21 protein-coding genes are annotated in these 24,339 nt (G+C 71.4%); 8 read left to right on the top strand and 13 right to left on the bottom strand.

The features are described from left to right. Positions 1-32: 32 nt before the first annotated feature. From IE212_RS25375 to IE212_RS25365, 3 genes are all read left to right on the top strand, one after another. Positions 33-728: an HAD family hydrolase gene (locus tag IE212_RS25375; RefSeq protein ID WP_190200261.1), complete on the top strand. Its 696-nt coding sequence runs from the start codon at positions 33-35 to the stop codon at positions 726-728. Positions 729-847: 119 nt separating this feature from the next. Continuing rightward, positions 848-3,670 (top strand): beta-L-arabinofuranosidase domain-containing protein, encoded by a 2,823-nt coding sequence (locus tag IE212_RS25370; RefSeq protein ID WP_190200260.1) that lies wholly within the window; start codon positions 848-850, stop codon positions 3,668-3,670. A 138-nt stretch (positions 3,671-3,808) separates the two neighbouring features. Further along, positions 3,809-4,573, top strand: coding sequence for a DUF4142 domain-containing protein (locus tag IE212_RS25365; RefSeq protein WP_190200259.1), 765 nt, complete (start codon positions 3,809-3,811; stop codon positions 4,571-4,573). Between the two features lie 277 nt (positions 4,574-4,850). Here IE212_RS25365 and IE212_RS25360 read toward each other — a convergent pair whose 3' ends face one another. Continuing rightward, positions 4,851-5,621: a LysR family transcriptional regulator substrate-binding protein gene (locus IE212_RS25360; protein WP_190200258.1), complete on the bottom strand. Its 771-nt coding sequence runs from the start codon at positions 5,619-5,621 to the stop codon at positions 4,851-4,853. A gap of 58 nt (positions 5,622-5,679) precedes the next feature. Here IE212_RS25360 and IE212_RS25355 point away from each other — a divergent pair, with 58 nt between their 5' ends. Then, complete coding sequence (locus IE212_RS25355; RefSeq protein WP_190200257.1) at positions 5,680-6,063, top strand: DUF5997 family protein; 384 nt, start codon at positions 5,680-5,682, stop codon at positions 6,061-6,063. Positions 6,064-6,506: 443 nt separating this feature from the next. Then, positions 6,507-6,995, top strand: coding sequence for a hypothetical protein (locus IE212_RS25350; RefSeq protein WP_190200256.1), 489 nt, complete (start codon positions 6,507-6,509; stop codon positions 6,993-6,995). On the opposite strand, the gene IE212_RS25345 is transcribed toward IE212_RS25350, so the two are convergent. Further along, positions 6,961-7,263, bottom strand: coding sequence for a hypothetical protein (locus tag IE212_RS25345; protein WP_190200255.1), 303 nt, complete (start codon positions 7,261-7,263; stop codon positions 6,961-6,963). The genes IE212_RS25350 and IE212_RS25345 overlap by 35 nt on opposite strands. 321 nt (positions 7,264-7,584) lie before the next feature. On the opposite strand from IE212_RS25345, the gene IE212_RS25340 reads away from it, so the two are divergent. Both IE212_RS25340 and adh read left to right on the top strand, forming a co-directional pair. Beyond that, the gene (locus IE212_RS25340) at positions 7,585-8,802 is read left to right on the top strand and encodes a transcriptional regulator (protein WP_190200254.1); all 1,218 of its coding nucleotides are present in this window, start codon (positions 7,585-7,587) and stop codon (positions 8,800-8,802) included. Positions 8,803-8,927: 125 nt separating this feature from the next. Then, the gene (gene adh, locus IE212_RS25335; RefSeq protein WP_190200253.1) at positions 8,928-10,445 is read left to right on the top strand and encodes an aldehyde dehydrogenase; all 1,518 of its coding nucleotides are present in this window, start codon (positions 8,928-8,930) and stop codon (positions 10,443-10,445) included. A 194-nt stretch (positions 10,446-10,639) separates the two neighbouring features. Here adh and IE212_RS25330 read toward each other — a convergent pair whose 3' ends face one another. Next, positions 10,640-10,831, bottom strand: coding sequence for a hypothetical protein (locus IE212_RS25330; RefSeq protein WP_190200252.1), 192 nt, complete (start codon positions 10,829-10,831; stop codon positions 10,640-10,642). Positions 10,832-11,010: 179 nt separating this feature from the next. Here IE212_RS25330 and IE212_RS25325 point away from each other — a divergent pair, with 179 nt between their 5' ends. Then, positions 11,011-11,952: a TauD/TfdA family dioxygenase gene (locus tag IE212_RS25325; RefSeq protein ID WP_190200251.1), complete on the top strand. Its 942-nt coding sequence runs from the start codon at positions 11,011-11,013 to the stop codon at positions 11,950-11,952. A gap of 101 nt (positions 11,953-12,053) precedes the next feature. Here IE212_RS25325 and IE212_RS25320 read toward each other — a convergent pair whose 3' ends face one another. The 10 genes from IE212_RS25320 to IE212_RS25275 form a co-directional block, all read right to left on the bottom strand. Continuing rightward, complete coding sequence (locus IE212_RS25320) at positions 12,054-12,971, bottom strand: GHMP family kinase ATP-binding protein (protein ID WP_229864582.1); 918 nt, start codon at positions 12,969-12,971, stop codon at positions 12,054-12,056. After that, positions 12,968-16,204, bottom strand: coding sequence for a non-ribosomal peptide synthetase (locus IE212_RS25315; protein ID WP_190200250.1), 3,237 nt, complete (start codon positions 16,202-16,204; stop codon positions 12,968-12,970). Before IE212_RS25315 ends, IE212_RS25320 begins: the two co-directional genes overlap by 4 nt. Next, positions 16,201-17,478, bottom strand: coding sequence for an ATP-grasp domain-containing protein (locus tag IE212_RS25310; protein WP_190200249.1), 1,278 nt, complete (start codon positions 17,476-17,478; stop codon positions 16,201-16,203). The genes IE212_RS25315 and IE212_RS25310 overlap by 4 nt, the downstream gene beginning before the upstream one ends. After that, a complete protein-coding gene (gene argH, locus IE212_RS25305; RefSeq protein WP_190200248.1) occupies positions 17,475-18,953 on the bottom strand; it encodes an argininosuccinate lyase in 1,479 nt (492 codons plus the stop codon). The genes IE212_RS25310 and argH overlap by 4 nt, the downstream gene beginning before the upstream one ends. After that, complete coding sequence (locus tag IE212_RS25300; RefSeq protein WP_190200247.1) at positions 18,950-20,011, bottom strand: pyridoxal-phosphate dependent enzyme; 1,062 nt, start codon at positions 20,009-20,011, stop codon at positions 18,950-18,952. Before IE212_RS25300 ends, argH begins: the two co-directional genes overlap by 4 nt. 84 nt (positions 20,012-20,095) lie before the next feature. Then, the gene (locus IE212_RS25295) at positions 20,096-20,986 is read right to left on the bottom strand and encodes a class I SAM-dependent methyltransferase (RefSeq protein ID WP_190200246.1); all 891 of its coding nucleotides are present in this window, start codon (positions 20,984-20,986) and stop codon (positions 20,096-20,098) included. Positions 20,987-21,191: 205 nt separating this feature from the next. After that, positions 21,192-21,962 (bottom strand): ABC transporter permease, encoded by a 771-nt coding sequence (locus IE212_RS25290; RefSeq protein WP_190200245.1) that lies wholly within the window; start codon positions 21,960-21,962, stop codon positions 21,192-21,194. Then, complete coding sequence (locus IE212_RS25285) at positions 21,962-22,885, bottom strand: ABC transporter ATP-binding protein (RefSeq protein WP_190200244.1); 924 nt, start codon at positions 22,883-22,885, stop codon at positions 21,962-21,964. Before IE212_RS25285 ends, IE212_RS25290 begins: the two co-directional genes overlap by 1 nt. Positions 22,886-22,962: 77 nt before the next feature. After that, positions 22,963-24,006: a TauD/TfdA family dioxygenase gene (locus IE212_RS25280; RefSeq protein WP_190200243.1), complete on the bottom strand. Its 1,044-nt coding sequence runs from the start codon at positions 24,004-24,006 to the stop codon at positions 22,963-22,965. 40 nt (positions 24,007-24,046) lie between these two features. Further along, on the bottom strand, positions 24,047-24,265 hold the full coding sequence (locus IE212_RS25275) for an MbtH family protein (protein ID WP_190200242.1): 219 nt from the start codon (positions 24,263-24,265) through the stop codon (positions 24,047-24,049). Positions 24,266-24,339 lie beyond the last annotated feature (74 nt).

The raw sequence follows: 24,339 nt of genomic DNA, 5'->3' as shown, positions 1-24,339 counted from the left end.
CTGGGATCACGGCCCTTTGACATGCTGGCGCCATGAGCGACCTCGGCGGCACGGCGGTCATCTTCGATCTGGACGGAACGCTCGTGGACAGCGAGCCGAACTACTACGAGGCAGGCCGGCAGACCCTCGCCGAACACGGCGTCACCGACTTCACCTGGGCGGACCACGAGCGGTACGTCGGCATCTCCACGCGGGAGACGGTCGCGGACTGGAAGGAGCGGTACGGCCTGCGGGCCGGTGTCGAGGAGCTGTTCACCGCCAAGAACGACCGGTATCTCGAACTCGCCCGCGCTTCCACGCGCGCCTACCCCGAGATGCGCCGGTTCGTCGAGGTACTGGCGGCCGAGGGCGTGCCCATGGCGGTGGCCTCCGGGTCGTCGCCCGAGGCCATCGAGGCGGTGCTGGCGGGCACGGGCCTGGACGCCTGCCTGCGGACCGCGGTCTCGGCCGACGAGGTCCCGCACGGCAAGCCGGCCCCCGACGTCTTCCTGGAAGCGGCCCGGCGACTGGGGGCACGCCCCGAGGACTGCGTGGTGCTGGAGGACGCACCCCCGGGTGCCGCCGCCGCGCACGCGGCCGGTATGCGGTGCATCGCAGTCCCGTACGTCGCGGCCCACGCCGACGCCCTGGAGTTCGCCACGGCGGGGCTGCTTCTGCGGGGCGGGCAACGGGAGTTCACGGCACGATCCGCATACGACTGGCTCGTGGCCTCGGCCGGAGTTTCCTGAACTCGCCGCCCCCGAACCGTTGACGCTCCCCCGCCCCCTCCCTAGGGTCTGGTCGATCACTCGCACAGAGTTCGCTATTTCGAACAGGCGAGCACCGTGGACCCCGTGGAGGAGCACACATGGCACGGCCTCTCTCCAGACGAGCCCTTCTCCAGGCCGCGGCCGTCGCCACGGCCACGCCGGCGATCTACCGGACCACGTCAGGCCGCGCCGCGGCGGTGGCCGCCGTCACCGCTGCCGCCGCCGGCATCCCGTCCGCCTGGACCGTACGGCCCTTCGCCCTGGAGGACGTGAGCCTCGGACCCGGCGTCTTCGCCGACAAACGGCGGTTGATGCTGGACCTCGCCAGGGGCTACGACGTGGACCGGCTGCTGCAGGTGTTCCGCGCCAACGCCGGTCTCGGCACCGGTGGCGCGGTCGCCCCGGGCGGCTGGGAGGGCCTGGACGGGGAGGCGAACGGCAACCTGCGCGGCCACTACACCGGCCACTTCCTGACCATGCTGGCGCAGGCGTACCGCGGCACCGGAGAGCAGGTCTTCGCCGACCGGATCGGCACCATGGTCGGGGCGTTGACCGAGGTGCGAGCGGCGCTGCGGCGAGCTCCCGAGGTGCTCACCGTCGCCGGCAGGTTCGGGACCGCCGCCGACCAGGTACGCGGCTCATACCAGTACGTGGACGTGCCGGCCGCGGTGCTGGGCGACGCGTCGGCCGTCACCCTGTCCGTCTGGGTACGGCCCACGCACGACGCCGACTGGGCCCGGGTCTTCGAATTCGGCGACGACACCCACCGGTACCTGTATCTGGCCGCCCGCAACCAGGCCGGGGTGCCGCGCTTCGCCATCACCACGTCAGGAGCCGGCGGCGAGCAGGGGCTCGACGGCACCGCCCCGTTGCCACTGAACCGGTGGAGCCACCTGGCGGTCACGATCGCGGGCGGCACCGGCACCCTGTACGTCGACGGCACGGCCGTCGCGCGGAACACCGCGATGAGCCTCACCCCCGCGGCCCTCGGCACGCCGAAGCACAACTGGCTCGGCCGCTCGAACTACTCCGCCGACCCGGTCTTCTCCGGTGCCTGCCAAGAGTTCAACGTCTTCTCGCGGGCCCTGACCGCGGCCGAGATCACCGAGCTGCAGACCCGCCGGGCCGCCGACGCCTCCACGGGCCGGGGCGACCTCGCCTCGTACGCCTTCGACGAGACCACCGGCGGTTCCTTCGCGGACGCCTCCGGCCGTGACCTCAACGCCACCCTGCGCCGCACCTGGGGCGCGCCCAGCCACCCCGGATTCCTCGCGGCCTACCCGGAGACGCAGTTCATCGACCTGGAGTCGCGGACGACGTCCGACTACACCAAGGTGTGGGCGCCGTACTACACCGCGCACAAGATCCTGCGGGGTCTGCTCGACGCGTACTCCGCCACGGCCGACGACCGGGCCCTGGATCTCGCGTCCGGCATGTGCGACTGGATGTACTCCCGGCTGTCGAAGCTGCCCAAGGCCACGCTCCAGCGCATGTGGGGAATCTTCTCCAGCGGCGAGTTCGGCGGCATCGTCGAGGCGATCTGTGATCTGCACGCCCTCACCGGCAAGGCCGAACACCTGGCGCTGGCCAAGCTGTTCGACCTGGACCGGCTGATCGACGCGTGTGCCGCGAACACCGACATCCTGGACGGGCTGCACGCCAACCAGCACATCCCGATCTTCACCGGCCATGTGCGGCTGTACGACGAGACGGGCGAGGAGCGCTACCTCACGGCGGCCAAGAACTTCTGGGACATGGTCGTACCGCACCGCATGTACGGCATCGGCGGCACCAGCACCCAGGAGTTCTGGAAGGCCCGGGGCGTGATCGCGGGCACGATCGGTGCGACCACCGCCGAGACCTGCTGCGCGTACAACATGCTCAAGCTCAGCCGGACTCTGTTCTTCCACGAGCAGGACCCGAAGTACATGGAGTACTACGAGCGGGCCCTGTACAACCAGGTGCTCGGCTCGAAGCAGGACCGGCCGGACTCGGAGAAGCCGCTCGTCACGTACTTCATCGGGCTGACGCCGGGTCATGTCCGGGACTACACGCCCAAGCAGGGCACGACCTGCTGCGAGGGCACGGGCATGGAGAGCGCCACGAAGTACCAGGAGTCCGTGTACTTCACCAGCTCCGACGGCAGCGCCCTGTACGTCAACCTGTACAGCCCGTCCACGCTGACCTGGGCCGAGCGAGGGGTCACGGTCACGCAGAGCACCGGTTTCCCCAGGGAGCAGGGCAGCACGCTCACCTTCGGCGGAGGCCGGGCTTCGTTCACGCTGCGGCTGCGGGTGCCGGCGTGGGCGACCGCCGGGTTCCGGGTGGCCGTCAACGGGCGTGCGGTGTCCGGCACTCCCAGGCCGGGGAGCTACTTCGACGTGTCCCGTACCTGGCGCGCCGGTGACACCGTCCGCATCGTCATGCCGTTCCGGACGCGGGTGGAGGAAGCCCTGGACGACCCGTCCCTGCAGACCCTGTTCCACGGCCCGGTCAACCTGGTCGCCCGCGACTCCGCCACGGAGTACCTGAAGGTCGGGCTGTACCGCGACGCCGGGTTGTCCGGGGACCTGCGGCACTCCCTCACGCCGGTGCCGGGCAAGCCGCTGCACTTCACGCTGGGCGGGGCCGAGTGGGCGCCGTTCTTCGAGGGGACGCAGGACCCGACGCACGCCTACTTCCGGCGCTCGGAGCCGAAGGTCGTGTTCGGCGGCCTGGACTCCGGCATCGCCAACCCGGCGAAGACCGGCGGCACCACACTCCTGGACGAGATCTGGGCCGGGGCTCCGTTCCCGCACAAGGGGGCACTGGTGGCCCGGGTGCGGTCCACCGTGGACGCGTGGGTGGAGGCCGGGCTCCTGGGCAGGGCGGACGGCGTCAAGGTGGTGAGCACGGCGGGCGCGGCTTCGTACCGGCCCTGAACCGCCCTCGCGCGGCGGGCCGTTCAGGAACTTGAACGGCCCGCGCGAACTTACGAACTTTTTTGCGGGAGCGGTGATTGTTTCGCTCCTGGCATCCGTACTTCCTGGCGTTGGGCCGTTCATATCCCAGGAGGCACGATGCGCATCTCGCGCAGCACGGCAGGAACCGCGTTCGTGGGCGGCGCGTTGATCCTGACGCTCACCGCACTCGCCTACCCGAGCATGCTGGGCGTGCAGAACACGGCTTCCGGCCAGGACCGCATCATCGCGAACACCCAGTGGGGTCCGCTGACCGAGGCGGACCGCGACTTCGTCGTCCGCGTGCGTGCGGCCGGACTGTGGGAGTACCCCATGGCGCAGCTGATCAAGCAGCGGAGCACGGCGCCGGAGATGCAGGAAGTCGCCAAGCACCTGCTCGTGGGTCACGGCCGGCTCGACGCGGGCTGCCGCAAGATCGCCACGGACATGGGCATCACCCTGCCGAACGAGGCGTCGCCGCAGCAGCAGCAGTTCGTGGCGACGGCGGAAGGGGCCACCGGCAAGGAGTTCGAGTCCACGGCCGTGACCACGATGCGCGTCGCGCACGGGGGCATCTTCCCGACGATCGCCAAGATCCGGGCCACCACCCGGAACAGCCTGGTGCGGGAGCTCGCCGACACGACCAACGACACCGTTCTCGACCACATCACGGTCCTGGAGAAGACCGGCCTGATCAACCAGGAGCAGGTCAGCTTCCAGATCACCGCCCCGGCCAAGCTGCCCCAGGACCAGACGACACCGCCGCCGCCGCAGCAGGGTGCGCCGATCAAGGTACTGCCGGTCCCGGAAGAACTGAAGGATTTCCAGACCGTCGCTCCCAACCCGTCCTTCGGGCAGCCGCAGCCGACTCCGTCGGCGGGCTGAGCGAGGGCGGCCGGCCCCGGTCCGGGGCCGGCCCGGATGCAAGGGCGGTGGGGCCCGCCGGGCTCAGGCGAGCGCCCCTCGCCGTCGGCCAGCGGGGCTCGCGCGGCGGGGAGCCGGGTGCCCTTCCGAGCGCTCGGGTCTGTCGTTCGGATCACGGCGCGGGGAATCGGCAGCGCTTGTCAACGCCGGTGAGCGGGGCATGGTGCGTGGAGCTCGGCACGGCGAGAGCACGCACCGGACGCCGCTCCTCGACGGGCAAACGTCACCTGCACCGGCCCTAGGACCGCCGTCGGGGCCTGCCCCTCTTGCCGCCCTTGGACGTTCCCCCGGGTCCGCCCCCGCGCCGGTTCGCGCCCGGCTGCCCGGCTGCCGCCGGCTTCCGCCGGGCCCCGTCCTTGCCCGTGCCGCCGGTCTTCTTCTCCTGTGCCGGAGGCTGGCTGCGGCCCCGGGTGCTGTTGACCGTCCGGCCGCGGACGATGCCGATGAAGTCCTCCACCCGGTCCGTCGTGGCGTCCTCCGGCCAGGCCAGGGCCACGCTCGAGGACGGGGCGTCCCTGAGGGGACGGTGGGTGAGGTCCTTGCGGTGGTGGAGGCGGGCGAGCGACAGGGGGACGATCAGGACGCCGATGCCGGCCGCGACCAGCTCGACGGCGTCGGCCGTGGTGGCGGGGCGTTCGAAGGCGGGCCGCCCGGGGAGTGTCTCCCAGTCGAGGACGTCGTCCAGCGGGTGCAGCACGATGTCGTCGGCCAGGTCCTCGCAAGTCACCTCGTCGACGGCCGTCACCAGGTGGTCCTTGGGTACGACGACGACCGTCTGCTCGGTGTAGAGGGGGATGGCGCTGAAGACCGTCCGGTCCACGGGCAGCCGTACGAGACCCGCGTCGGCCTCCCCGCCGAGCAGCTGCCCGGCCGCCGCCGCGGCGGGCACCTGCGCGAGGTGCAGCGGGACACCGGGATACCGCTCGTTCCAGACGCGCACCCACTTGTCGGGCATCACCCCGGGGGCGTACACGAGCCGGAACGAGGAGGGAACTTCCGAGCCTGTCACCTGGCCAGGTTACCGGCCGTGGTCGGAGCTCGTGCACGTGCTCGATACCCTGGACCGCATGACGTCGCACCAGAGCACCCAGACCATGAAGCCCGCGACCGCGGCGAAGAAGCTGGGTGTGTACCTCGAGGCCACCCCCGCAGAGTTCCAGGAGGGTGTCGTCTCGCGCGCCGAGCTCGACGAGCTCCAGGCGAACCCGCCGCAGTGGCTCCAGGACCTGCGGCGCACCGGTCCGCACCCCCGTCCGGTGGTAGCGGCGAAGCTCGGCGTCTCCATCGCCGGACTCGCCCGCGGCGGTGTCACCGAGCCCCTCACCACCGAGCAGATCGAGACGCTCAAGCAGGAGAGCCCCGAGTGGCTGGTGCGCGAGCGCGCCACCCAGGCGGAGGTTCGCAAGGAGGCCGCCCGCATCAAGAAGAGGAACGCCGAGCGCAACGGCTGACCTCGAAGCCCGCTCACACAGCCCCCACCGGCCTTCCCGGTGGGGGCCGTTGTCGTTTCTCCGGCATCGAACCGGCAGCGTGTGGCGCCGGTGAGATCTCCCAGCCATGTATTGACATGGCGAGTGATCGATCCGCAGCGGCTCCGCCGCGCGCTCCGCCCGGCAGCCACGCTCGAACACCCTGGAGGTGTGGACCCGGAGCGCCCCGGAGTCCGCCCAGACCTACGATCGGGTGTTCGCCGCCTCCAGCCGGAGTACGGGCTGAAGCTCCCCCGCTGGTGACGGCCGACGCAAACGCCAGGCCGCGCCACCCTTTCCAGTGAGTAGAAATATCTACGAGCATGGGGGTGCCGGACCGGCGCGCGGGGTCGAAACCCCACGGGTCACCGGCCCGTGTCCAGCGTGCGCCCGCCGTGGCGCGGCCGACTGCGCCTGGGGTGGCCATGCAGAGCGTCATGTGGAAGCAAGCCGTCGAGTGGCTCGCCGCGGCCGCCACGGACCCCCAGGAGTGCAAACGGGAGTGGGACCACGGCATGGGCACGGTACTCGTCGAGGCCGGGCGGTACTGGGACGTGCTCAGTGTTCCCGACCGGCTCGGCCTGCTCGCCCTGGACATCCTGTGGCGGGACCCGCTGAAGGCACCCGGCCCCACACTGGTGGACGGCGTCGCACGCCGAGTGGGGTTCTTCCTGCCGCCGGATCCGGCGAGCGAGTGGGTCGGGTTCGGCGTCCGGCATGTCGGGCGCGGTTCCTGGGTCGCCGTGCCGCCGCCGTACCGGCCCGCCGGACGCCTGGAGTGGCTCGTCCCGCCGGACGGAACCGGCACCCTGCACACCCCCGGCGCGCTCGAGTCGGCCTTGCGGGAGGCCACCGGCACGCTCGCGGTGCTGGCCCCGGTCAGCGCGGAGCACGCGGCGGCCGACTGCTGGTGAGGCGGAGGCCGTCGGAAGTGGCCGCTCCCGGCTGCCCGCCGGCGGTCCAGGTGGTGAGGGCGGCCCAGGTCTCGCTCGCGGACGGGGCGGCGAAGGAGACCCACTGGCCGTCACGGTGTTCCGGGACGACTCGGCCCCGGGCCCGCCACTCGGCGACGAGCGGCGCGCAGAGGGGCGGATGCCCGCCGTATCCGCTGGTGAGTTCGGCGTACGACCGGGGCGCGGCGTCGGTCCCGAGAGGACGCCGCGCCGTCTCACTGCTGTCCATGCCAGGGCAACGCGGCACGGCCCGGCGCTGGTACGCGTGCTTGGCTCCGTCCGTCGGGTCGAGTGAACCCGTCACCCGTACGGCGGCACGCGGACCCCGAGTCCAGAGCAGGGCCGCTGTGGGCCGGCCGGTCCCCGAGCCGCTTCGATCCGGCCACGGGGTCGCTCCCCGGCCGTTCCCGCGGAACGGCGGCTTCCGGCTCTGACGGTTTCCTCGACCCCGGCCCCGTGCGTCCGGTAACACTGACCTCAGGCCGAGGACCGGCCCGTGCCCGGCCCGTGCCCGGAGCCGGTCCTCCCGGGACGACGGCAGGGAGAGGCCATGTCACCTGACCTCCGGCAGCGCAGGGCCGTGCTGGAGCACGAGTGGTCCCGCTGGGTGCCGCGGCTGAGCGTCGCGGGCGCGCGGCCGGGCGGCAGCGCGGCGTTGCGCCACGAGGTGACCGAGTCCTGGGCGCGTTCGCTGAGCAGTGTGGACCCCGGGCGGGACAGCGCCCCGGCCACCGACGGCGGCCCGGTGCACCAGCGCTGGACGTCCTCGCCGCTGTACCGGCCGGTCTCCGGCCTGGCCGGGGAACTGCGCAGCATCGCCGAGGACGCCGGGTTCGTCACGGCGGTCACCGACGAGTCCGGCACCATCCTGTGGACCTGCGGCGGCCCGGCCATGCGCCGCCGGGCCGAGCGCGTCAACTTCGCACCGGGCGGCCGGTGGGACGAGCAGGCCATGGGCACCAACGCGCTGTCCCTCGCCCTGCGCACCGGCCGCCCCAGCTCGGTGTTCTCGGCCGAGCACCTGGTGTCGGCCCTGCACGGCTGGGTCTGCTACTGCGCCCCCGTGCACGGCCCGGACGGCCGTGTCCTCGGCGTCCTCGACCTGTCGACCACCTGGGACCGCTCGCACCCGCTGGCCATGTCCACCGTACGCACGCTGGTCTCCACGATCGAGGCCCGACTGGCCACGGAACAGCCTCGTCCGGGCCCGGTGCGGCTGGCGTGCCTGGGCACCGAACAGGCTGAGCGGGAGGGACGTCGAATGGCCCTGCGCCCGCGCCAGCTGGAGATCCTCACCCTGCTCGCGCTCACGCCCGGCGGCTTCCCGCCGGACCGGCTGCGCGCCGCCCTGTACGGCGACCGGCCGGTCACCGCGTCCACCTTCAAGGCGGAGATCTCCCACCTGCGCCGCGCCCTGGACGGCGGCATCGCCGCCCGCCGCTACGCGCTGACGGTCCCGGTGTCCTGCGACGCGGCGGACGTTCTGACCGCTCTTGAGCAGGGCGACACCGACACCGCCCTGCGCCTCTACGGCGGCCCCCTGCTCCCCCGTTCCGAGGCACCGGGCATCGAGGAGTGGCGCACCCGTCTCGAAGTGGCCGTCCGCGAGGCCGTACTGGCGAGCACCCGCCCGGAACACGCCCTGCGTTACGGCGAACGGGCCCCGTACGACGCGGAGATCCACGAGCACGCTCTCCGTCTGCTCGGCCCGGACGACGCCCGCCGGGCGATCGCCGCGGGCCGGCTGACCACGGCCTGGCGCGACTGACGGCCAGGGCGTGACTGACGGCCACGGTCCGGCACCAACCTTGCGCCAACCTCCCGGCAGCACAGTGAGGGCGTCACGACGGCGTGAACCGTCACTCGCCCGTCATCTCACCGAGGAGAGCCGCCATGGTGTACGCGCAGCCCGGAACCGACGGCAGCATCGTCACCTTCGCCCGCCGCTACGACAACTTCATCGACGGAGACTGGGCCGCCCCCGTCGAGGGCCGCTATTTCGAGAACCCGAGCCCCGTGACCGGCAAGTCCTTCTGCGAGGTCGCCCGCTCGTCCGCGGCCGACGTCGACCTGGCCCTGGACGCCGCGCACCGGGCGGCCGGCCGCTGGGGCCGTACGTCCACCGCGGAACGCGCGGGCGTCCTCAACAAGATCGCCGATCGCATCGAGCAGCACCTGGAGAAGATCGCGGTCGCCGAGACCTGGGACAACGGCAAGCCGGTCCGCGAGACCCTGGCCGCCGACATCCCGCTGGCCGTGGACCACTTCCGGTACTTCGCCGGAGTCGTCCGCGCCCAGGAGGGCAGCATCGCGGAGATCGACGCCGACACCGTCGCGTACCACTTCCACGAACCACTGGGCGTGGTCGGGCAGATCATCCCGTGGAACTTCCCGATCCTCATGGCCGCCTGGAAGCTGGCACCCGCGCTGGCGGCCGGCAACTGCGTGGTGATCAAGCCGGCCGAGCAGACGCCGGTCAGCCTCCTCTACGTCATCGATCTGATCGCCGATCTGCTGCCGGCGGGCGTGCTCAACGTCGTCAACGGGTTCGGCGTGGAAGCGGGCAAGCCCCTGGCCTCCAGTCCTCGCGTGGCGAAGGTGGCGTTCACCGGCGAGACGACGACCGGGCGTCTGATCATGCAGTACGCGAGCGAGAACCTCATCCCCGTGACGCTGGAGCTGGGCGGCAAGAGCCCGAACATCTTCCTGCCCGACGTCATGGCGGCCGACGACGACTTCCTGGACAAGGCCGTCGAGGGCTTCGTGATGTTCGCTCTCAACCAGGGCGAGGTGTGCACGTGCCCGTCCCGGGCCCTGGTGCACTCCTCCATCTACGACGAGTTCATGGCCCGGTGCGTCGAACGCACCCGGGCCATCGTGGGCGGCGACCCGCTGGACCCGGCCACCATGATCGGCGCCCAGGCCAGCAACGACCAGTACGAGAAGATCCTGTCCTACCTCGAGATCGGCAAGCAGGAGGGCGCCGAACTGGTCACGGGCGGCAACCCGCGCGCCGTGCCGGGGCTCGAGGGCGGCTACTACATCGAGCCGACCATCTTCCGCGGCACCAACGACATGCGGATCTTCCAGGAGGAGATCTTCGGCCCGGTCGTCTCGGTCACCACCTACGACTCGGTCGACGAGGCCCTGAAAATCGCCAACGACACGCTGTACGGCCTGGGCGCGGGCGTCTGGACCCGTGACGGCAACACGGCGTACCGCCTGGGCCGCGAGATCAAGGCGGGCCGCGTGTGGACCAACTGCTATCACGCCTACCCGGCCCACGCGGCCTTCGGCGGCTACAAGAAGTCGGGCATCGGCCGCGAGACGCACAAGATGATGCTCGACCATTACCAGCAGACGAAGAACCTCCTCGTCTCGTACTCGCCGAAGAAGCTGGGCTTCTTCTAAGAACGCGAAAAACGGCGCCTGAGCTGGGCCTTTGCCCGCCAGGCGCCTCGCTTTCGCGTCGGCCAGGGTGCGACGCGTGGTACCCGGCGTGCGGTCCAGCGTCATCAGCCTCGCTCGCCGACTGTCAGCGAGCCCGGTGCGCGGCACCGGCCGGTGTTCGTCGACCGGCTGCCGACCACCCTCGCCCACGTCCGTCACGGGGCCACCCGCTCCGTGCCGGCCTGCTGGTTCGGCGTGGACCGCTCCACCGTCGCCTGGGGGTACCGGCTCCGCCAAGGCCTGCGCGCCGTCGCCCGGTTGGCTATCCTGATCTCCGTGGGCGTGGTGCTCTTGGACGCGCCGACCCGGACCGGCTCCGGTCGGCAGGAGTCATGCCCCTTCCTCACCAGCTTCCTGGCACGGAGTGATTCGCCAGGACCGGCCGAGTCGTGGCCTGGCACCGGGTGGCCGGTCTCTCCGAGCCCCCACCATCGCACGCCCGTGAAAGCCCTGTCCGGTGCCCTTGGTGTCCTCCCGATCCCACGGACGGCCGGGCCGAACCCCTGATCTGGAAAGGCCAGCACTCATGACCGACCACCGCCCCGGCCCCCTTGCGCTCCTGGACGCCTCGTCGGCGCCGCCGCACGCCGCCGACTGGATAGGCGAACACCTCGACGCGATACGATCCGCGGCGGACGAGCACGGAGCCGTCCTCGTCCGCGGCCTGGTCCTGGACACCCGGGAGACGGCTGTCGCCGCGATCCGGGCGGTCGTCGGCGACGGCATGACCGAACGCGAGGGGTTCGCCCCGCGGGACACGTACGGACCCGGCGTGTACTCGTCCTCGCACTGGCCGGCCGACCAGCCGATGTGCATGCACCATGAGCTCAGTTACGCCTCCGAGGCGCCGCGGACGATGGCCTTCGCCTGTCTGACACCGCCGACGAGCGCCGGGGTCACAGCGGTCGCGGACAGCCGCGCGGTGCTGCGCGACCTGCCGAACGACCTCGTGGAGCGCTTCGAGCGCCACGGCTGGAGACTGACCCGGCACTACAACCCGTACGTCGGCACCTCCTGGCAGGACGCGTTCGGCACCGACGACCGCGCCGAGGTGGAGCGCTACTGCGCCCAGCACGGCATCGAACCGAGCTGGGGGGCGGACGGCGGGCTGCGCACGGTTCAGACCCGCCCGGCCGTGGTCCCGCACCCCGTCACCGGTGAGCGGTGCTGGTTCAACCAGATCGCGTTTCTCAGCGAGTGGACCATGGCCCCCGAGGTACGCGCTTTCCTGGTGGGCGAGTTCGGCCCCGAGGGGTTACCGTTCAACACGTTCTACGGCGACGGAACGCCCCTGGACCGGGCCACGGTCGACCTGATCAACAAGGTGTACGAGGCCCACACCATCCGCGAGCCGTGGCGGCGCGGCGACCTCATGGTCGTCGACAACGTCCGTATGGCGCACAGCCGAGAGCCCTACCGGGGTGAGCGCGAGATCCTGGTGGGCATGGGCGAGCCGTTCCGTCCCTGATCCCGCCCTTCGCGGCGATCCGCCCCGCTGGACGAGATCCAGCGAGGCGGATTCACCGACCGTGCTCAGGCAGACGGGTGCCCTCGGAAAGCTGCGCGGTCTCAGGGGAAGCTCAGCGTGCGGTACACCGTCACGTTTCCGACCAGCTCCTGACATGCCTGGGCGGCGACGGCCAACTGGCCGGGGCAGTGGGGAGCCGCCGTGTTCAGCAGGATTCCGAGCGTGGTGCCGCTGTGCCCGACCACCACTCCGAGGCCACCCACCTCCCGGCAGATGTCGATCAGTGGGTCCAGCGACCACTTGTGGCGCAGCACCTGGTTCATCCGCGCGCTCGCGGTCGCCACCCGGCCGACCTCGGCCAGGTCCTGCCGGGCCACCGCGCGCGTGACCCGCTCCAGCAGCCGGGCGTACTCCCGCTTGTCCGCCGCGGTGAACGGCTTGGGAATGCTGTTGAAGTCGACCGTGTCCACCGCGCCGCCCTCGTCGACGCTGACAACGGCCATCGACGGCAGCGAGCCGAGCCGGGCCCGCAGCCGGACGCTGCGGTGGTGGAAGGCCACGACCGCGGGGTAGAGCACGCCGTCGGTGGGTTCGATCCTCGCAAGGTACGACTCGATGCGCCGGGGCGGCATCGGCTCGTCCAAGGCATTGGCCACCGCCCGAGCGGTGGCCACCAGGTCGGCCGAGGAACTGGCCAGCCCCTTGCCTTCGGGAATGGTGCTGTCGATCTTCAGCACACCTCCTGCGGATCGCCGCGCATCCTCCATGATCATCGAAGTGAGCCACAACGCCTTCCTCTTGTGCGCCGGCCATACCTGCAACGCCGCCGAGTCCGGCACGAGTTCGAACCTTGCCATGGCCCAGCGGGCGACCGGCAGCGTGACCAGGAAGTCCCCGTCCTCCTCGGGCAGCACGCCCTGCAGCAGCTCTCCGAAGGTGCCGAAGGCCGCGCTGACCCCGGTGGCGGCGACGCGGCGGTAGTCCGCATCGGGCGTCAGTGCCGGTTGGCTCGTCGTCACTTGATGGATTCCTCCCGGCCCCGCTGCTCCGGGGCCGCGCAGGCCGCCCGCACCAGCAGGGCGGTCTGTGCCGACCGGGTGCTGACGAAGTAGTGGCCGCCCTGGTCGAGTTCGTGCAGGGTGACGCGGTCGGACACGGCTTTCCACTCCTCGTCTCCCCGCGCCGAACGCGCGGTGGAGGGGTCGTCGAGGGCGAGGACGATGTCGAGCGGGGCGTCGACGTGGTGGGCCTGCGCGTTCTCACGGATCGCGATCAGGTGGCTGTTGGCGGTCAGGACGTCGTGACGGTAGGCCCGCCCGACCACGTCGGCCCGCTCCGGCTTGAGGTCGTCCAGTTCGACGTACGCATTCTCGGCTCGCAACCGGGACAGCAGAGCCTGGTTGTCCGCGGCCGTCACCCCGGCCATCTCCGCGCGCAGCGCCCCGGTGTCCTCCAGCAGCAACGCACCGATGAACACCCGTTCCACGGGCCGCCGTTCGGCCTCCAGCAAGCGGACGGTCTCCAGCGCGGCAGCGGCCCCGGCGCAGTGTCCCCAGACCAGCACCGGCGTGCGGACCTGCCGGAGGATCTCGTCCCGTACCCGGCGGGCGACGTCGTCGACGTCGGCGAGCGGCTCGTCCGCGCCGGCGAAGTCGTGGCCCGGCAGTTCGACGCCCAGCACCGCGATGCCGTCCCGCGACAGTTCCGCGGCCAGGGAGCGGAAGTTGACGGCGTTGCCGCCCGCGTAGGGGAAGCACACCAGGGTGTGGTGCGGGTCGCGTACCTGGGACAGCGGCTGCAGCAGACCGCTGTGGGTGCCGCCGCCCTGCCCGTCGAGGGCCTGGGCGAGATCACTGAGCACGGGGTTGGCCACCAGGTCCTTCAGCGACAGTGCCCGGTCCAGGTGGACCAGCAGCCGTACGGCGGCCAGTGAGGTCCCTCCCAGCTCGAAGAAGTTGTCGGCCCGGCCTATTCGCTCCAGCGGTACCCCCAGCACCTCGGCCCACAGCATCGCCAGCCGCCGTTCCGCGGGGGTGCTGGGCGCGGCGTAGGGTGCGTCGGCGTGGCCGAGGGTGCCGGCCAGCCGGCCCAGCGCCTTCTTGTCGACCTTGCCGTTCTCGGTGAGCGGCAGTCGTTCCAGTTGGTGGATGTAGGCGGGCACCATGTAGTCGGGGAGCAGCCCGGCGAGGAAGTCCCGCAGGCGCTCGGGCGTCAGTTCGTCGTCACCGCTGAAGAACGCGACGAGGTTGCGCAGTTCGCCGGATCCACCGTCGATGACGACCGCCGCCTCGCGCACCCCCGCCATGGTCAGCAGCTTGTTCTCGATCTCGCCGATCTCGATGCGGAATCCACGGATCTTGACCTGCTCGTCGCGGCGCCCCAGGAACTCGATGCGTCCCTCGGGCAGCCAGCGGCCGAAGTCGCCGGTGCGGTACATGCGGGTGTCCGGGCGGAACGGGTCGGGCAGGAAAGCCTGCCGGGTGCGCTCCTCGTCGTTGATGTACCCGCGGCCCACGCACACCCCGGAGAAGGCGATCTCCCCGGGCGAGCCCAGCGGGGCGAGAGCCAGGTTCTCGTCCAGCACGTAGGTGTTGACGTTGCGCAGAGACCTCCCGACGGTCACGAAGTCGCGGTCGGGCACCCGGTCGAGGACCTCGTGCATGGTGTCGTCGGACACCTCGGTGGCGCCGTAGGCGTTGACCAGCTTGATGTCCGGGTGCGCAGCGAACCACCGCTGCACCAGTTCGTACTTGAGCGCCTCGCCGGTGACCGACAGGGTGCGCAGCACGCCGAGGTCGCGGGGGTGCTGCTCGAGGTGGGTGAGCAGCACTTCCAGGTACGAGGGCACGATTTGCGCGACGGTGACCTGCCCCTTGACGAGTTCGTCGGCGAACGCGGCGACGTCGAGCTGCACTTCGGTGTCGACGATGCGTACGCTGCCGCCGACCAGGAGGGGAGCCGCGAACTGCCACAGGGAGATGTCGAAGCACTGCGAGGCGGTCTGTGTCACCACCTCCGCCGCGCCGCCGGTCATCTGCATGTCGTCGATCTTCATGTGCAGGTGGTTGAGCAGGCCCGCGTGCTCGCACAGCGCCCCCTTGGGGGCTCCGGTGGATCCGGACGTGAAGTAGATGTACGCGGCCTGGCCGGGTTCGAGCGGAACCCCGGGCGGTGCGGCGGAGGCGCCCGAAGCCTGGATCCGGGGCACCGACAGGATGCCCGGCGGGTCGGCCAGTTGGGCGAAGGTGTCCCGTACCAGTTGCTCGCTGCCCTCTTCGATGAGCGCGAACGCGCAGGCACTGCGGGCGAACTGGGCGGCCACCCGGTCGGCGGGGAAGTCCGGGCGTACCGGGAGGTAGACACAGCCGGCCTTGAACACTCCGAGGGCGGCGGCGATCCAGTCGAGGGTGCGGTCCATGACGACGGCCACCACGTCCTCGCGCCGCGCTCCGGCGTCCAGGAGCGCGCGGGCCACCCGGTTGGCGCGTTCGTCCAGCTCGCGGTAACTCCAGCGGGTGTCGCGGTGTACGGCCGCGACGGCGTCGGGCACCTCGCGCGCCTTCTCCTCGAAGAGGTCGACGAAGGTGCGCTCGCCGGGTTCCTCGCGCGGCCCGGCCAGACCGTACAGCTGGGTCTCCACCTCCTGCGGGGACAGCAGGCTCTGCGTGTGGTGGTTTCGCCCCGGGTCCGCCGCGAGCAGTTCGAGAGCCGTTACGTGATATCCCGCGAGCCGCTGCGCGTATTCCGCATTGAACGCGGCCCGGTCGTGCAGGACGCGCAGCCCGAGTCCGTCGCCGCCGGGAAGGAAGACCACGCGCAGGACGACGCCCTCGCCGAGTTCCCCGCCTCCGTCATGGGGCGTTCCGTCCGCCTCTTCGATCGCGGACAGGTCGAGGACCACCTCCGGCCGAGCCTCCGCGTGATGGTCGGCGTTCAGCGCGTCGGCGGCACGGGCGGTCATCTCGGTCCACGTGCCGTCGGTGACGGTCATGCGCAGCGGCGCCGTGCCCCGGCCCGCGGCCCGGCCGATGAGCAGGTCCGGCTCGGCGGTCACGGTGGCGAGGACCCGGGCGTGGGCGGCGAAGAGCACCGCCGGCAGCCCCCCTGCCGTCTCGGCGGCGATCCGGCGTAGCTCGTCCGTCACCCTGGTGGACAGCTGTGTCCGGCACTCCCCCGTACCGTGCTCGGCGACCGCCGGCAGCGTCCACCGCGGGATCGTCGTGAACGTGTGCTGAATGTGGTGCTCGCTCATCTGCCCCTGGCTCCTTCTTCCGGTCCGGCCGGCGCTGCCGGCACTGCCGGTTCCACCAGCTCGAATCTGATCAATCGGGCGGCGCTCTCCGCCCGTCGGCCCGCTTCCCCGGTGTCCGCGCCGGTGGCGACGACGCAGCCCAGGCGGTCCTGGAACGAGTGCGTGATCCGCACCTGCCGCCCGACGGCCGCCGTGGCCTGGGCCACCACGACGCCCGGGGCCGCGCTCGCGGCCGCCGTCCCCTCGACGCGGACGACGAGTCCCTCGCCGGCCGCCATGACGAAACGGACGGCTGCGTGTCCGGCCCCGCGGCCGGGGGACGGCGGGTCCTGTCCCGCGGCGCGCGCGACGACGGCGTCCACGAGGTCCGTGCCGGTCGCGGAGGCCACCGCGACCGGGATCATGCCGCCGGCCAGTCTCGGATTGACCTCGATGACCACCGGTCCCGCCTCGGACCAGCGCAGTTCGGTGTGGGCCGCCCCCCAGCCGAGGCCGAGCGCGGCCAGTGCCCTCAGTGCTGTCCTGCCCAGGGCGGCGGCATCGCCGGACGGCACGGGCGCGGGCACGTCGTGGCCCGTCTCGACGAAGTACGGCGTCGCGCCCGTGTGTTTGGCGACGACGGCGACGACGGTGTCGTCGAACGTCTCCACCGAGAACTCGGGGCCGTCCACCGCCTTTTCGACAAGGATCCGGCCCGGTGTCGGGGCGCCCCGCTCGTCCGTTGTCCGCTGAAGCAGCGTGCGGGCCCATTCCGCGGTCTCGGCACGGCTACGGCACAGCCGTACCCCCGCGGATCCGGAACCGCTGACCGGTTTGAGCACCACCGGGTGGCCGATCGTACCGGCGGCATGGACCGCCTCCTGTGGAGAGGAGACGGGTACGAACGGGGGCACCGGCACGCCGGCCGCGGCCAGCAGGGCACGCTGCGCGTCCTTGGCGCGGCACCGTGCGACGGCGTCCGGGTCGGCCGCGGGCAGACCGAGCCTGGCGGCGACGCGGGCGGCGGTCGCCACGAAGTACTCGGAGCTGGAGGCGACTCCGGCCGGTCCGGTGCCGTCGGCGAGGGCGGAGCAGGCGTCGAGCACGGCTGCCTCGTCGCCGGTGTCGAGGACCACCGTGTCGATGCCCAGCTCGGCCACGTACGGATAACGGTCGGGGTCACGGGTGAGCAGCACCGGCCGCAGACCACGCGCCCGGGCCATGACGCAGAACTCGCGTCCGGTGCCTGTGGTGTTGCTCTCCAGGAAGGCCAGCCACGGCTGTGTCGCGCTCATCCCGCGTCTCCTGTTCCCGTACGCCCTCCGGTCGCGACCTCTTCGACGGCGGCGTCGAGGGCGGCCTCCGCCCGGGCGAGCCGCGTTCGGTGGCTCTCCAGCCACGCTCCGTGCCCGGAGAGAGTTCCGCGCAGGGTGCGCACCGTGGTGCCGCAGGTGCCGGGGCCGCCGCCGCGGGTGTGGGCCGCGACCACCTCCGCGAGCGAGGACACTTCGGTGCTGACGCCGGCGGACGCGCCGTCCGGCAGGGTGATCTTCGTCAGTTCGCGTTCGCCCGCCTCTACCGCCTCGCGCACGGCGGCGCCCACGGCGTGGTGCGCGGTGCGGAACGGCACCCCCTGCACCACGAGCCGGTTGGCGATGACCGTCGCGGTCACGAATCCGTCCCTGGCCCGCTGCCGCATCCGTTCGGGCTGCGGACGTGCTCCGGAGACGAGGACCTGGGCGAGGAGCACCGAGTCGCGAACGGTGGCCAGCGCGGCCCACGCCCCGGCCACCGCCTCGGTGCCGACCTCGATGGAGTTGGTGAACGGCGTCGACTTGATCGCCGACGCGGACGCCGTCCAGGCGCCGACGGCAGCCGCGGCCTTGGCCTTGACGTGTTCCAGCAGGAAGGCGTTGCGCTTCTGGGGCATGGCGGAGCTGCCGCCCACCAGCCGCTCGGGGAACCGGACGAAGTCGAACTCCTGCGTGCTCCAGAGCTGGAGGTCGGTGGCGAGCCTGCTGAGGGTGAGCCCCGCGCCGGCCGCCGCGGCCAGGGCACGCAGCAGGGTGTCGCGGGAGGCGACCGCGTCCATGGCGTGCAGCGGCGGTTCGGCGAAGCCGAGCAAGGCGGCGGTGCGGGCCGTGTCGATGGGCAGGTCGGTGCCGGACACGGCGCCGGCGCCCAGCGGGCAGCGGTCCAGTTCGTCCACGGTGTGGCGCAGCGCGATGATGTCCCGGTCCAGCGCGGTGGCGATCCCTGCCAGGTAGTAGCCGTAACTGACCGGCATGGCGGGCTGGTAGTGGGTGTAGACCGGCATCACCGCGTCCTGGTGGGCGCGGGCCCGGGACAGCAGCACCGCCTGCAGGCGCAGTATCTCGCCGGTCAGGTCCAGCAGTTCCGCGCGCAGGCGCATGGCGGTGATGGTGGCCTTGATGTCGTTGCGGGAACGGCCGGTGTGCAGCTTGCCGCCCGCCTTGGCGCCGAGCACGGCCACCAGGTGGCCCTCGTACATCAAGTAGAGGCCGCGCGGTGCCTCCTTGCCGTGCAGCTCCAAGAAGCCGTCGGCGCGGAGCCGGGTGATCTCCCGCAGCAGCGCGGCGGCGGCGTCCGCGGGCAGGAGCCCGCACTCGGTCAGCATGACCACGTGCGCCAGGTCCACGGTGGAGGTGTGGCCCAGCTCGCGGCGGACGTCGTCCGGCCCCGGCTCGCCGTAGACGACGCGGCGGGTGCGGGGGCCGAGGGTGCGGGCGAGCCGGCCGGTGCCGGTCATGACGGCACCCGCTCGGGCAGCGGGTCCTCGGTCCTCGGTACGGTGCCGGGCACGTCCTCGTAGCGGCGTCGTCCCCAGGTGATACGGGTCCAGTCGTCGCCCGCCTCGGCCGGGGAGTCCACCACGGCCGGTTCGGCGGGCGGGTCGGGGAGCAGGTGGCCGTGATCGGCGAGCCAGGCGTCGTCGTACACGGTCGCCTGGTACCGGTAGCCCTCGTCGGGGAGCATCACCACGCAGAGCGCGTCCGGGTTCCGCGCGGCCCACCACTGGGCGACGAGACAGGCCGCGCCGCTGGTCGGCCCCTGGAAGAGGGCGTGGGTGGCATGCAGCTTGCGCGTGGAGGCGTACACCTCGGCGGGCGAGCACCAATGGACTTCGTCGAAGGTGGCGTGGTCGAGGTTGGCGGGCCACAGGCTGTTGCCCAGACCGCGCAGCGCGCGCGGGCCGTCCTGCTGGCCGAAGAGCACGCTGCGGTGCGTGTCCACGCCGATGGCGAGCGTGTGCGGGGTGGACTCGCGCAGTCCGCCCGCGGTGCCGCACATCGAGCCCCCCGAACCCACGGGTCCGACCAGGCAGTCCACCGTGCCCAGGGTGTGGGTGATCATCTCCGCCACCATGCCGTAGGAGCGGGGGTTGTCGGGGTTGCTGTACTGCTCGGGGCAGAAGGTCAGGGGCAGTTCGGCCCGGATCTCGGCGAGCCGGCGCAGCCGTGCCTCCTGGAATCCGCCGACCGGCGCGGGCTCGGGGCAGATCTCGACGACCGCGCCCAGGTCGGTGAGCCGGCGGTGCAGGTTTGCGTCGATGGCCGGGTCGCTGACCAGCACGAGCCGGCGCCCCAGCAAGGCGGTCTCCATGGCCAGCGCGAGGCCGAAGGTCCCCGACGTGGTCTCCACGACCACGGTGTCGTCGTCCAGGTCGCCGCGCCGGACGGCGCGGCCGAGTATGTAGTGGGCGGGCAGCAGCTTCATCAGCGTGAAGCACGCGCCGTACAGGTTGGGACCGAGCCTGATGAGGCGGGGCATCATCTGCGCCTCGGTGATCGATCGGTACATCAGCATGGAAACCGCCATGGAATTTCTGAATGTCGCGGGACAGGAGACCGGGGCCGACGGTTCAGGTGTCTCTCCGTGAACCGGGGAGCCTCATGACCAGGCCGCCGGCTTGCGTCCGGAGACCACGAGTGCCTCCCGGGGCATCGTCACGGTCCACACGGACCTGCTCTCGTCGAACGAGGCCTGGACTTCGCGGTATGCGCCGGCGACGTCCTCGTAGCGGAAGATGTCGCAGACGAGTTCGAACGTGCGGCGGTGAGTGTCCTGCGCGCCGAGTTCGTCGTAGAGCTTCTCCAGGCCGTACATGTCGGCCATGTACCGCCCCAGTTCCAGCTCCGCCTGCTCCTTCGTGGCGCCGGAAACCACGAAGGAGTCGTCCATGAGGACGGGGACGACGTCCTCGAAGCCCGCCGAACCCAGACAGGAGACGGCCTCGTCACGCTCGAAGTGGGGGTAGTCGTGGCCGGTCGCCGCGTACACGTCGACCACTTTCCTGAACCACACGTCCACCGGTGAATCGGTGAGGAAATCGTGGAGGACGAAGATTCCACCGGGCTGCAGGACACGGAACGCTTCCTCGGCCACCGTGCCGCGCTCCGCCACCGGAATGTGGTGGCTGCCGTAGGCGAGCAGCACACCGCCGACCGACTCGTCACGGAAGAGCAGTGATTCGGCCCGCTGCCGCAGCGCCGGAATCCCGCTCGCCCAGGCCTGTTCCACCATGAAGGGCGAGGCGTCACAGGTGGCTATCACGGCGTCGTCCCGCCCGGTCAGCGCCACCACGCGGCTCACCAGTCCGTCGCCGCCCAGCAGGTCGACCAGGATGCGGGAGGCGGCGCGGCTGTTGCCGGTGACGAGGTCGACAAGCTGGTTGATCCCGCGGGCGCGGGTCCGGGTCGAGCGTTGAGCGACGACGTAGCTCTCCCCCCGGCCGCCGCTGCCGGTGTCGCCGAAGTCGTCCGTCCGGCCGAAGAGCTCCAAGGCCCGTCTTTGCTGGTCCTCCACTCGATCGGGATCGAGGCAGGAATGAATATCCGGGTGTTCCTCGGCCAACGCCTGGACCTGGGCACCAACATCCGTCCCGAGCACTGAGTCCTCCACATTTCATCGAACTGCTTGGTGTCGACGCGTTCACGTTCCGGTGAACCAGCCGCGTGATACCGGCCTTCGCCGTCCGGGCGGCCGCTCAGCCCATGTAGACCTTGCTCTCCCCCGCTCGGAACCGGGCCGTGGTCAGGAGCGCGAACAAGGCGGTGAAGCCGAGCAGCGCCCCGACCGGGAGGGCCACCTCGGCCAGGCCGCCCTGCTCCAGCACGACCGCGTGCAGCCCGCGCACGGCCCAGTACGTCGGGAAGCAGGGGGCGACGGCGTCCACCCAGTCCGGCAGGGCGGACAGCGGGACGAAGGCTCCGCCGAGTGCGGCGAACGCGAGCCCGCAGACGCTGCTGATCGTGTTGAGCTGCTGGGATGTACGGGAGACGGCGGTCATCAGAGCACCGAAGGTGCACAGGCACAGCGCGGTGCCGAACAACACCAGGATCAGGGCCGGCCAGGAACCGGAGACCTGGAAGCCGAGCAGGGGTATCGCGGCGACGAACAGCCCGAGCATCTGGACCAGCGACATGATCACCCAGGGAGACACCTTGCCCGCGACGATGTCCAGTGTCGACGCGGGGCTGGCCCGGAGCCGGTCCCAGGTACCCCAGCCGTAGTCGCGGAAGAACGCGAAGCCGGGGCGCCCGGCGCCGAGCGCGGCGAAGGCCACCGCCATCCCCGGGACCGCGAGTTCGGCCCCGCCGGTGCCGCTGACGCTGTTGGTCGGCACGGCACTTGTGAAGAGGCCCTGCGTCAGTGCCGCGAGCACGATCGGCATGGCGATCCCGAAGAGGGTCGAGCCCGGCATGGTGCCGATGACCCGGAGTTCGTGGCGCATGATCATCGCGCCGGCGCGGCCCATCACGACAGCTCACCGCCGGAGGCGTACCGGCGCCCGGTCAGGGCGAGGTAGACGGTCTCCAGACTGGCCCGCACGATCTCCACACCGCGCAGCCGCCCGGCGTCCTCGCCGAGGGCGGGGATCGTCGCCGCGATCGTGGCGGCCGGGTCCGGTGTGGCGATGCGCAGCAGGTCGTCGTGGCATTCGGCGAAGCCCTCGCGGCCCGGCTCCGCCACCACGAGCGGCGCGGGCCCGGCAAAGCGGAATTCCACCGCGGGGGTGGAGTGCCCGGCCACCAGTTCGCGTACCGAACCACGCGCGATCACGGTGCCGGCTTCGAGCAGAGCGACCGACGCCCCGAGCATCTCCACCTCCTGGAGATAGTGGGTGGAGTAGATGACCGCCGAGCCGTCCGCCGCCAGTTCGCGTACGACGTCGAGCAGGTAGGTACGGGTCTCGACGTCCGCGCCCGCGGTCGCCTCGTCGAGCAGCAGCAGCCGCGGCCGGTGCAGCAACGCCATCGCGGTGTGCACGCGTCGCTTCTGGCCGCCCGAGAGCAGGCCCACCGGGCGGTTCAGCAGCGGTTCGATGCGCAGCGCGCGCGCCACCTCGCCGATGCGCGTGCCGAGCTCCCTGCCGCGCAGGCCGGCCAACTCGCCGAAGAGCTGCAGGTTGTGGCGCGCACTCAGCACGGGGTAGACGGCCAGGTCCTGTGCTGCCAGACCTGTCATCCGCCGCGCCGCCCCAGGCTGCGCGAACGCGTCGACGCCGGCGATCGTGACCGAGCCGGAGTCCGCCCGGCGCAGCCCGGCCACGATCGACACGAAGGTCGATTTGCCGGCACCGTTCGGTCCGAGCAGGGACACGATCTCCCCGGAACGGACCTCCAGGTCGACGCCGCACAGGACGGCCGACTCGCCGTAGGACTTTCGCAGTCCTCTCACGTCGAGCACCCTTTGGGCCTCTTCTGGTGCTCGGGGTCCGGCACTGGCCCCCGCCGCGTCGACAAGCGGTCCTGTCATCACGGACGGCTCCTCGGTGGCAAGGGTTCGCAGACGTGGGACCCGGCCGCCCTGAGGCCACGGGACAGGCGCAGGTCGCAGACCGCGAAGCAACGCCGCAGCCACCGGTCCTGCCCGTCATAACGGGGCTGGAAGTCGGTGCGGCCGTGCACAGCGGCCCGGTTGTCCACGACGATCAGGTCGCCGACGTCCAGCACCGTGCCCACGAGCACCGAGGTCATGGCGTCACGCAGTTCGTCGAGCGCCCGCGCCGCGCTCTCGCCGTCCGCTTCCATGGCGTGGAAGTCGGCGATCAGTTCGGGCTCGGCGTCCGGTCCCGACAGGACGGGCAGTGGCGTCGAGACGTCGTCGGTGCCGGTGCCGCCGAACGAGCTGCTGTGGCGGATCCGGAACAACGGCCGGCGCAGCACCGAGACGCACTCGGCGGACAGCCGGGGCAGCGCCTGGGTGATCGCACCGGACATGGTGAACGCGCGGCGCTCGTGGTCGGCGCGCAGGCACAGCAGTGTGACGAAGTCCGGCTTGAAGGGGTGGAAGCCGTCCTCGGTGTGCAGTTCGAGCATCACGCTGCCGCTGTTCTCCTGCCGCCGCTCGGCGCCCTTGACCGGGACGATGTCCTGGACGAGACGGCCGGACTTCTCGTCGGCGTAGGCGATGACGTCGCCGAGCCAGGACACCGTCGCGAGCTGGGCGGCGGTGGCCAAGGACAGCCGCGACCAGTCAGGAACGACACCCTCGGCGGGTGTCGGGGGCAGGTCGTCGTCGATCGGCACGTTCCGCACGATCAGGGTGCCGTGCGCGTTGCCCGCCTTCCGGAAGCGGCTGAGCGCCCGGGCCAGCCTCGGCGGGAGCCAGCGCGCGGCGAGCTCGATGTCCGCGAGCAGGTCGGAGTCGTCGAGCAGCGCCGGGTTCGCCAGGCCCGGGTGCGGCAGGCCGTCGGCCATCTCGGCGGCGACCTTCCGGAACTGCTCCGTCTCCTGCGCCGTCAGCTCCAGCGTCACCTCCTCGACGCCGCCGATGGCGGACTCCTGGTAAGTCAGCAAACCGGTCCTCCTCAAGATCGGATGCGCGTGTACCGACGCGTCAGGAACCGGCCCGGTCCATGGACTCTGCCAGGCTCTTCGGACGCATGTCGGTCCAGTGCTCCTCGACGAAGGCGAGGCAGGCCTCCCGTGTGTCCTCCTCGTGGGCGACCTCCCATCCGGCCGGGACGTCCGCGAAAGAGGGCCAGAGGGAGTGCTGGCCCTCGTCGTTGACCAGCACCAGGTACGTGCCCTCGGGGTTCTCAAAGGGATTGGTCATGGCTGTGCTTCCTTTCTTCCTTCTGCTTTCCCGGACCGGATCACCGGCCGGTCCTCTGGTCTGCCGGGCCTTCG

Source organism: Streptomyces djakartensis (genome assembly GCF_014651075.1).
Lineage (GTDB): Bacteria > Actinomycetota > Actinomycetes > Streptomycetales > Streptomycetaceae > Streptomyces > Streptomyces djakartensis.
The sequence above is the reverse complement of the archived record's forward strand: the minus strand, read 5'-3'. Positions and strand labels throughout refer to the sequence as shown.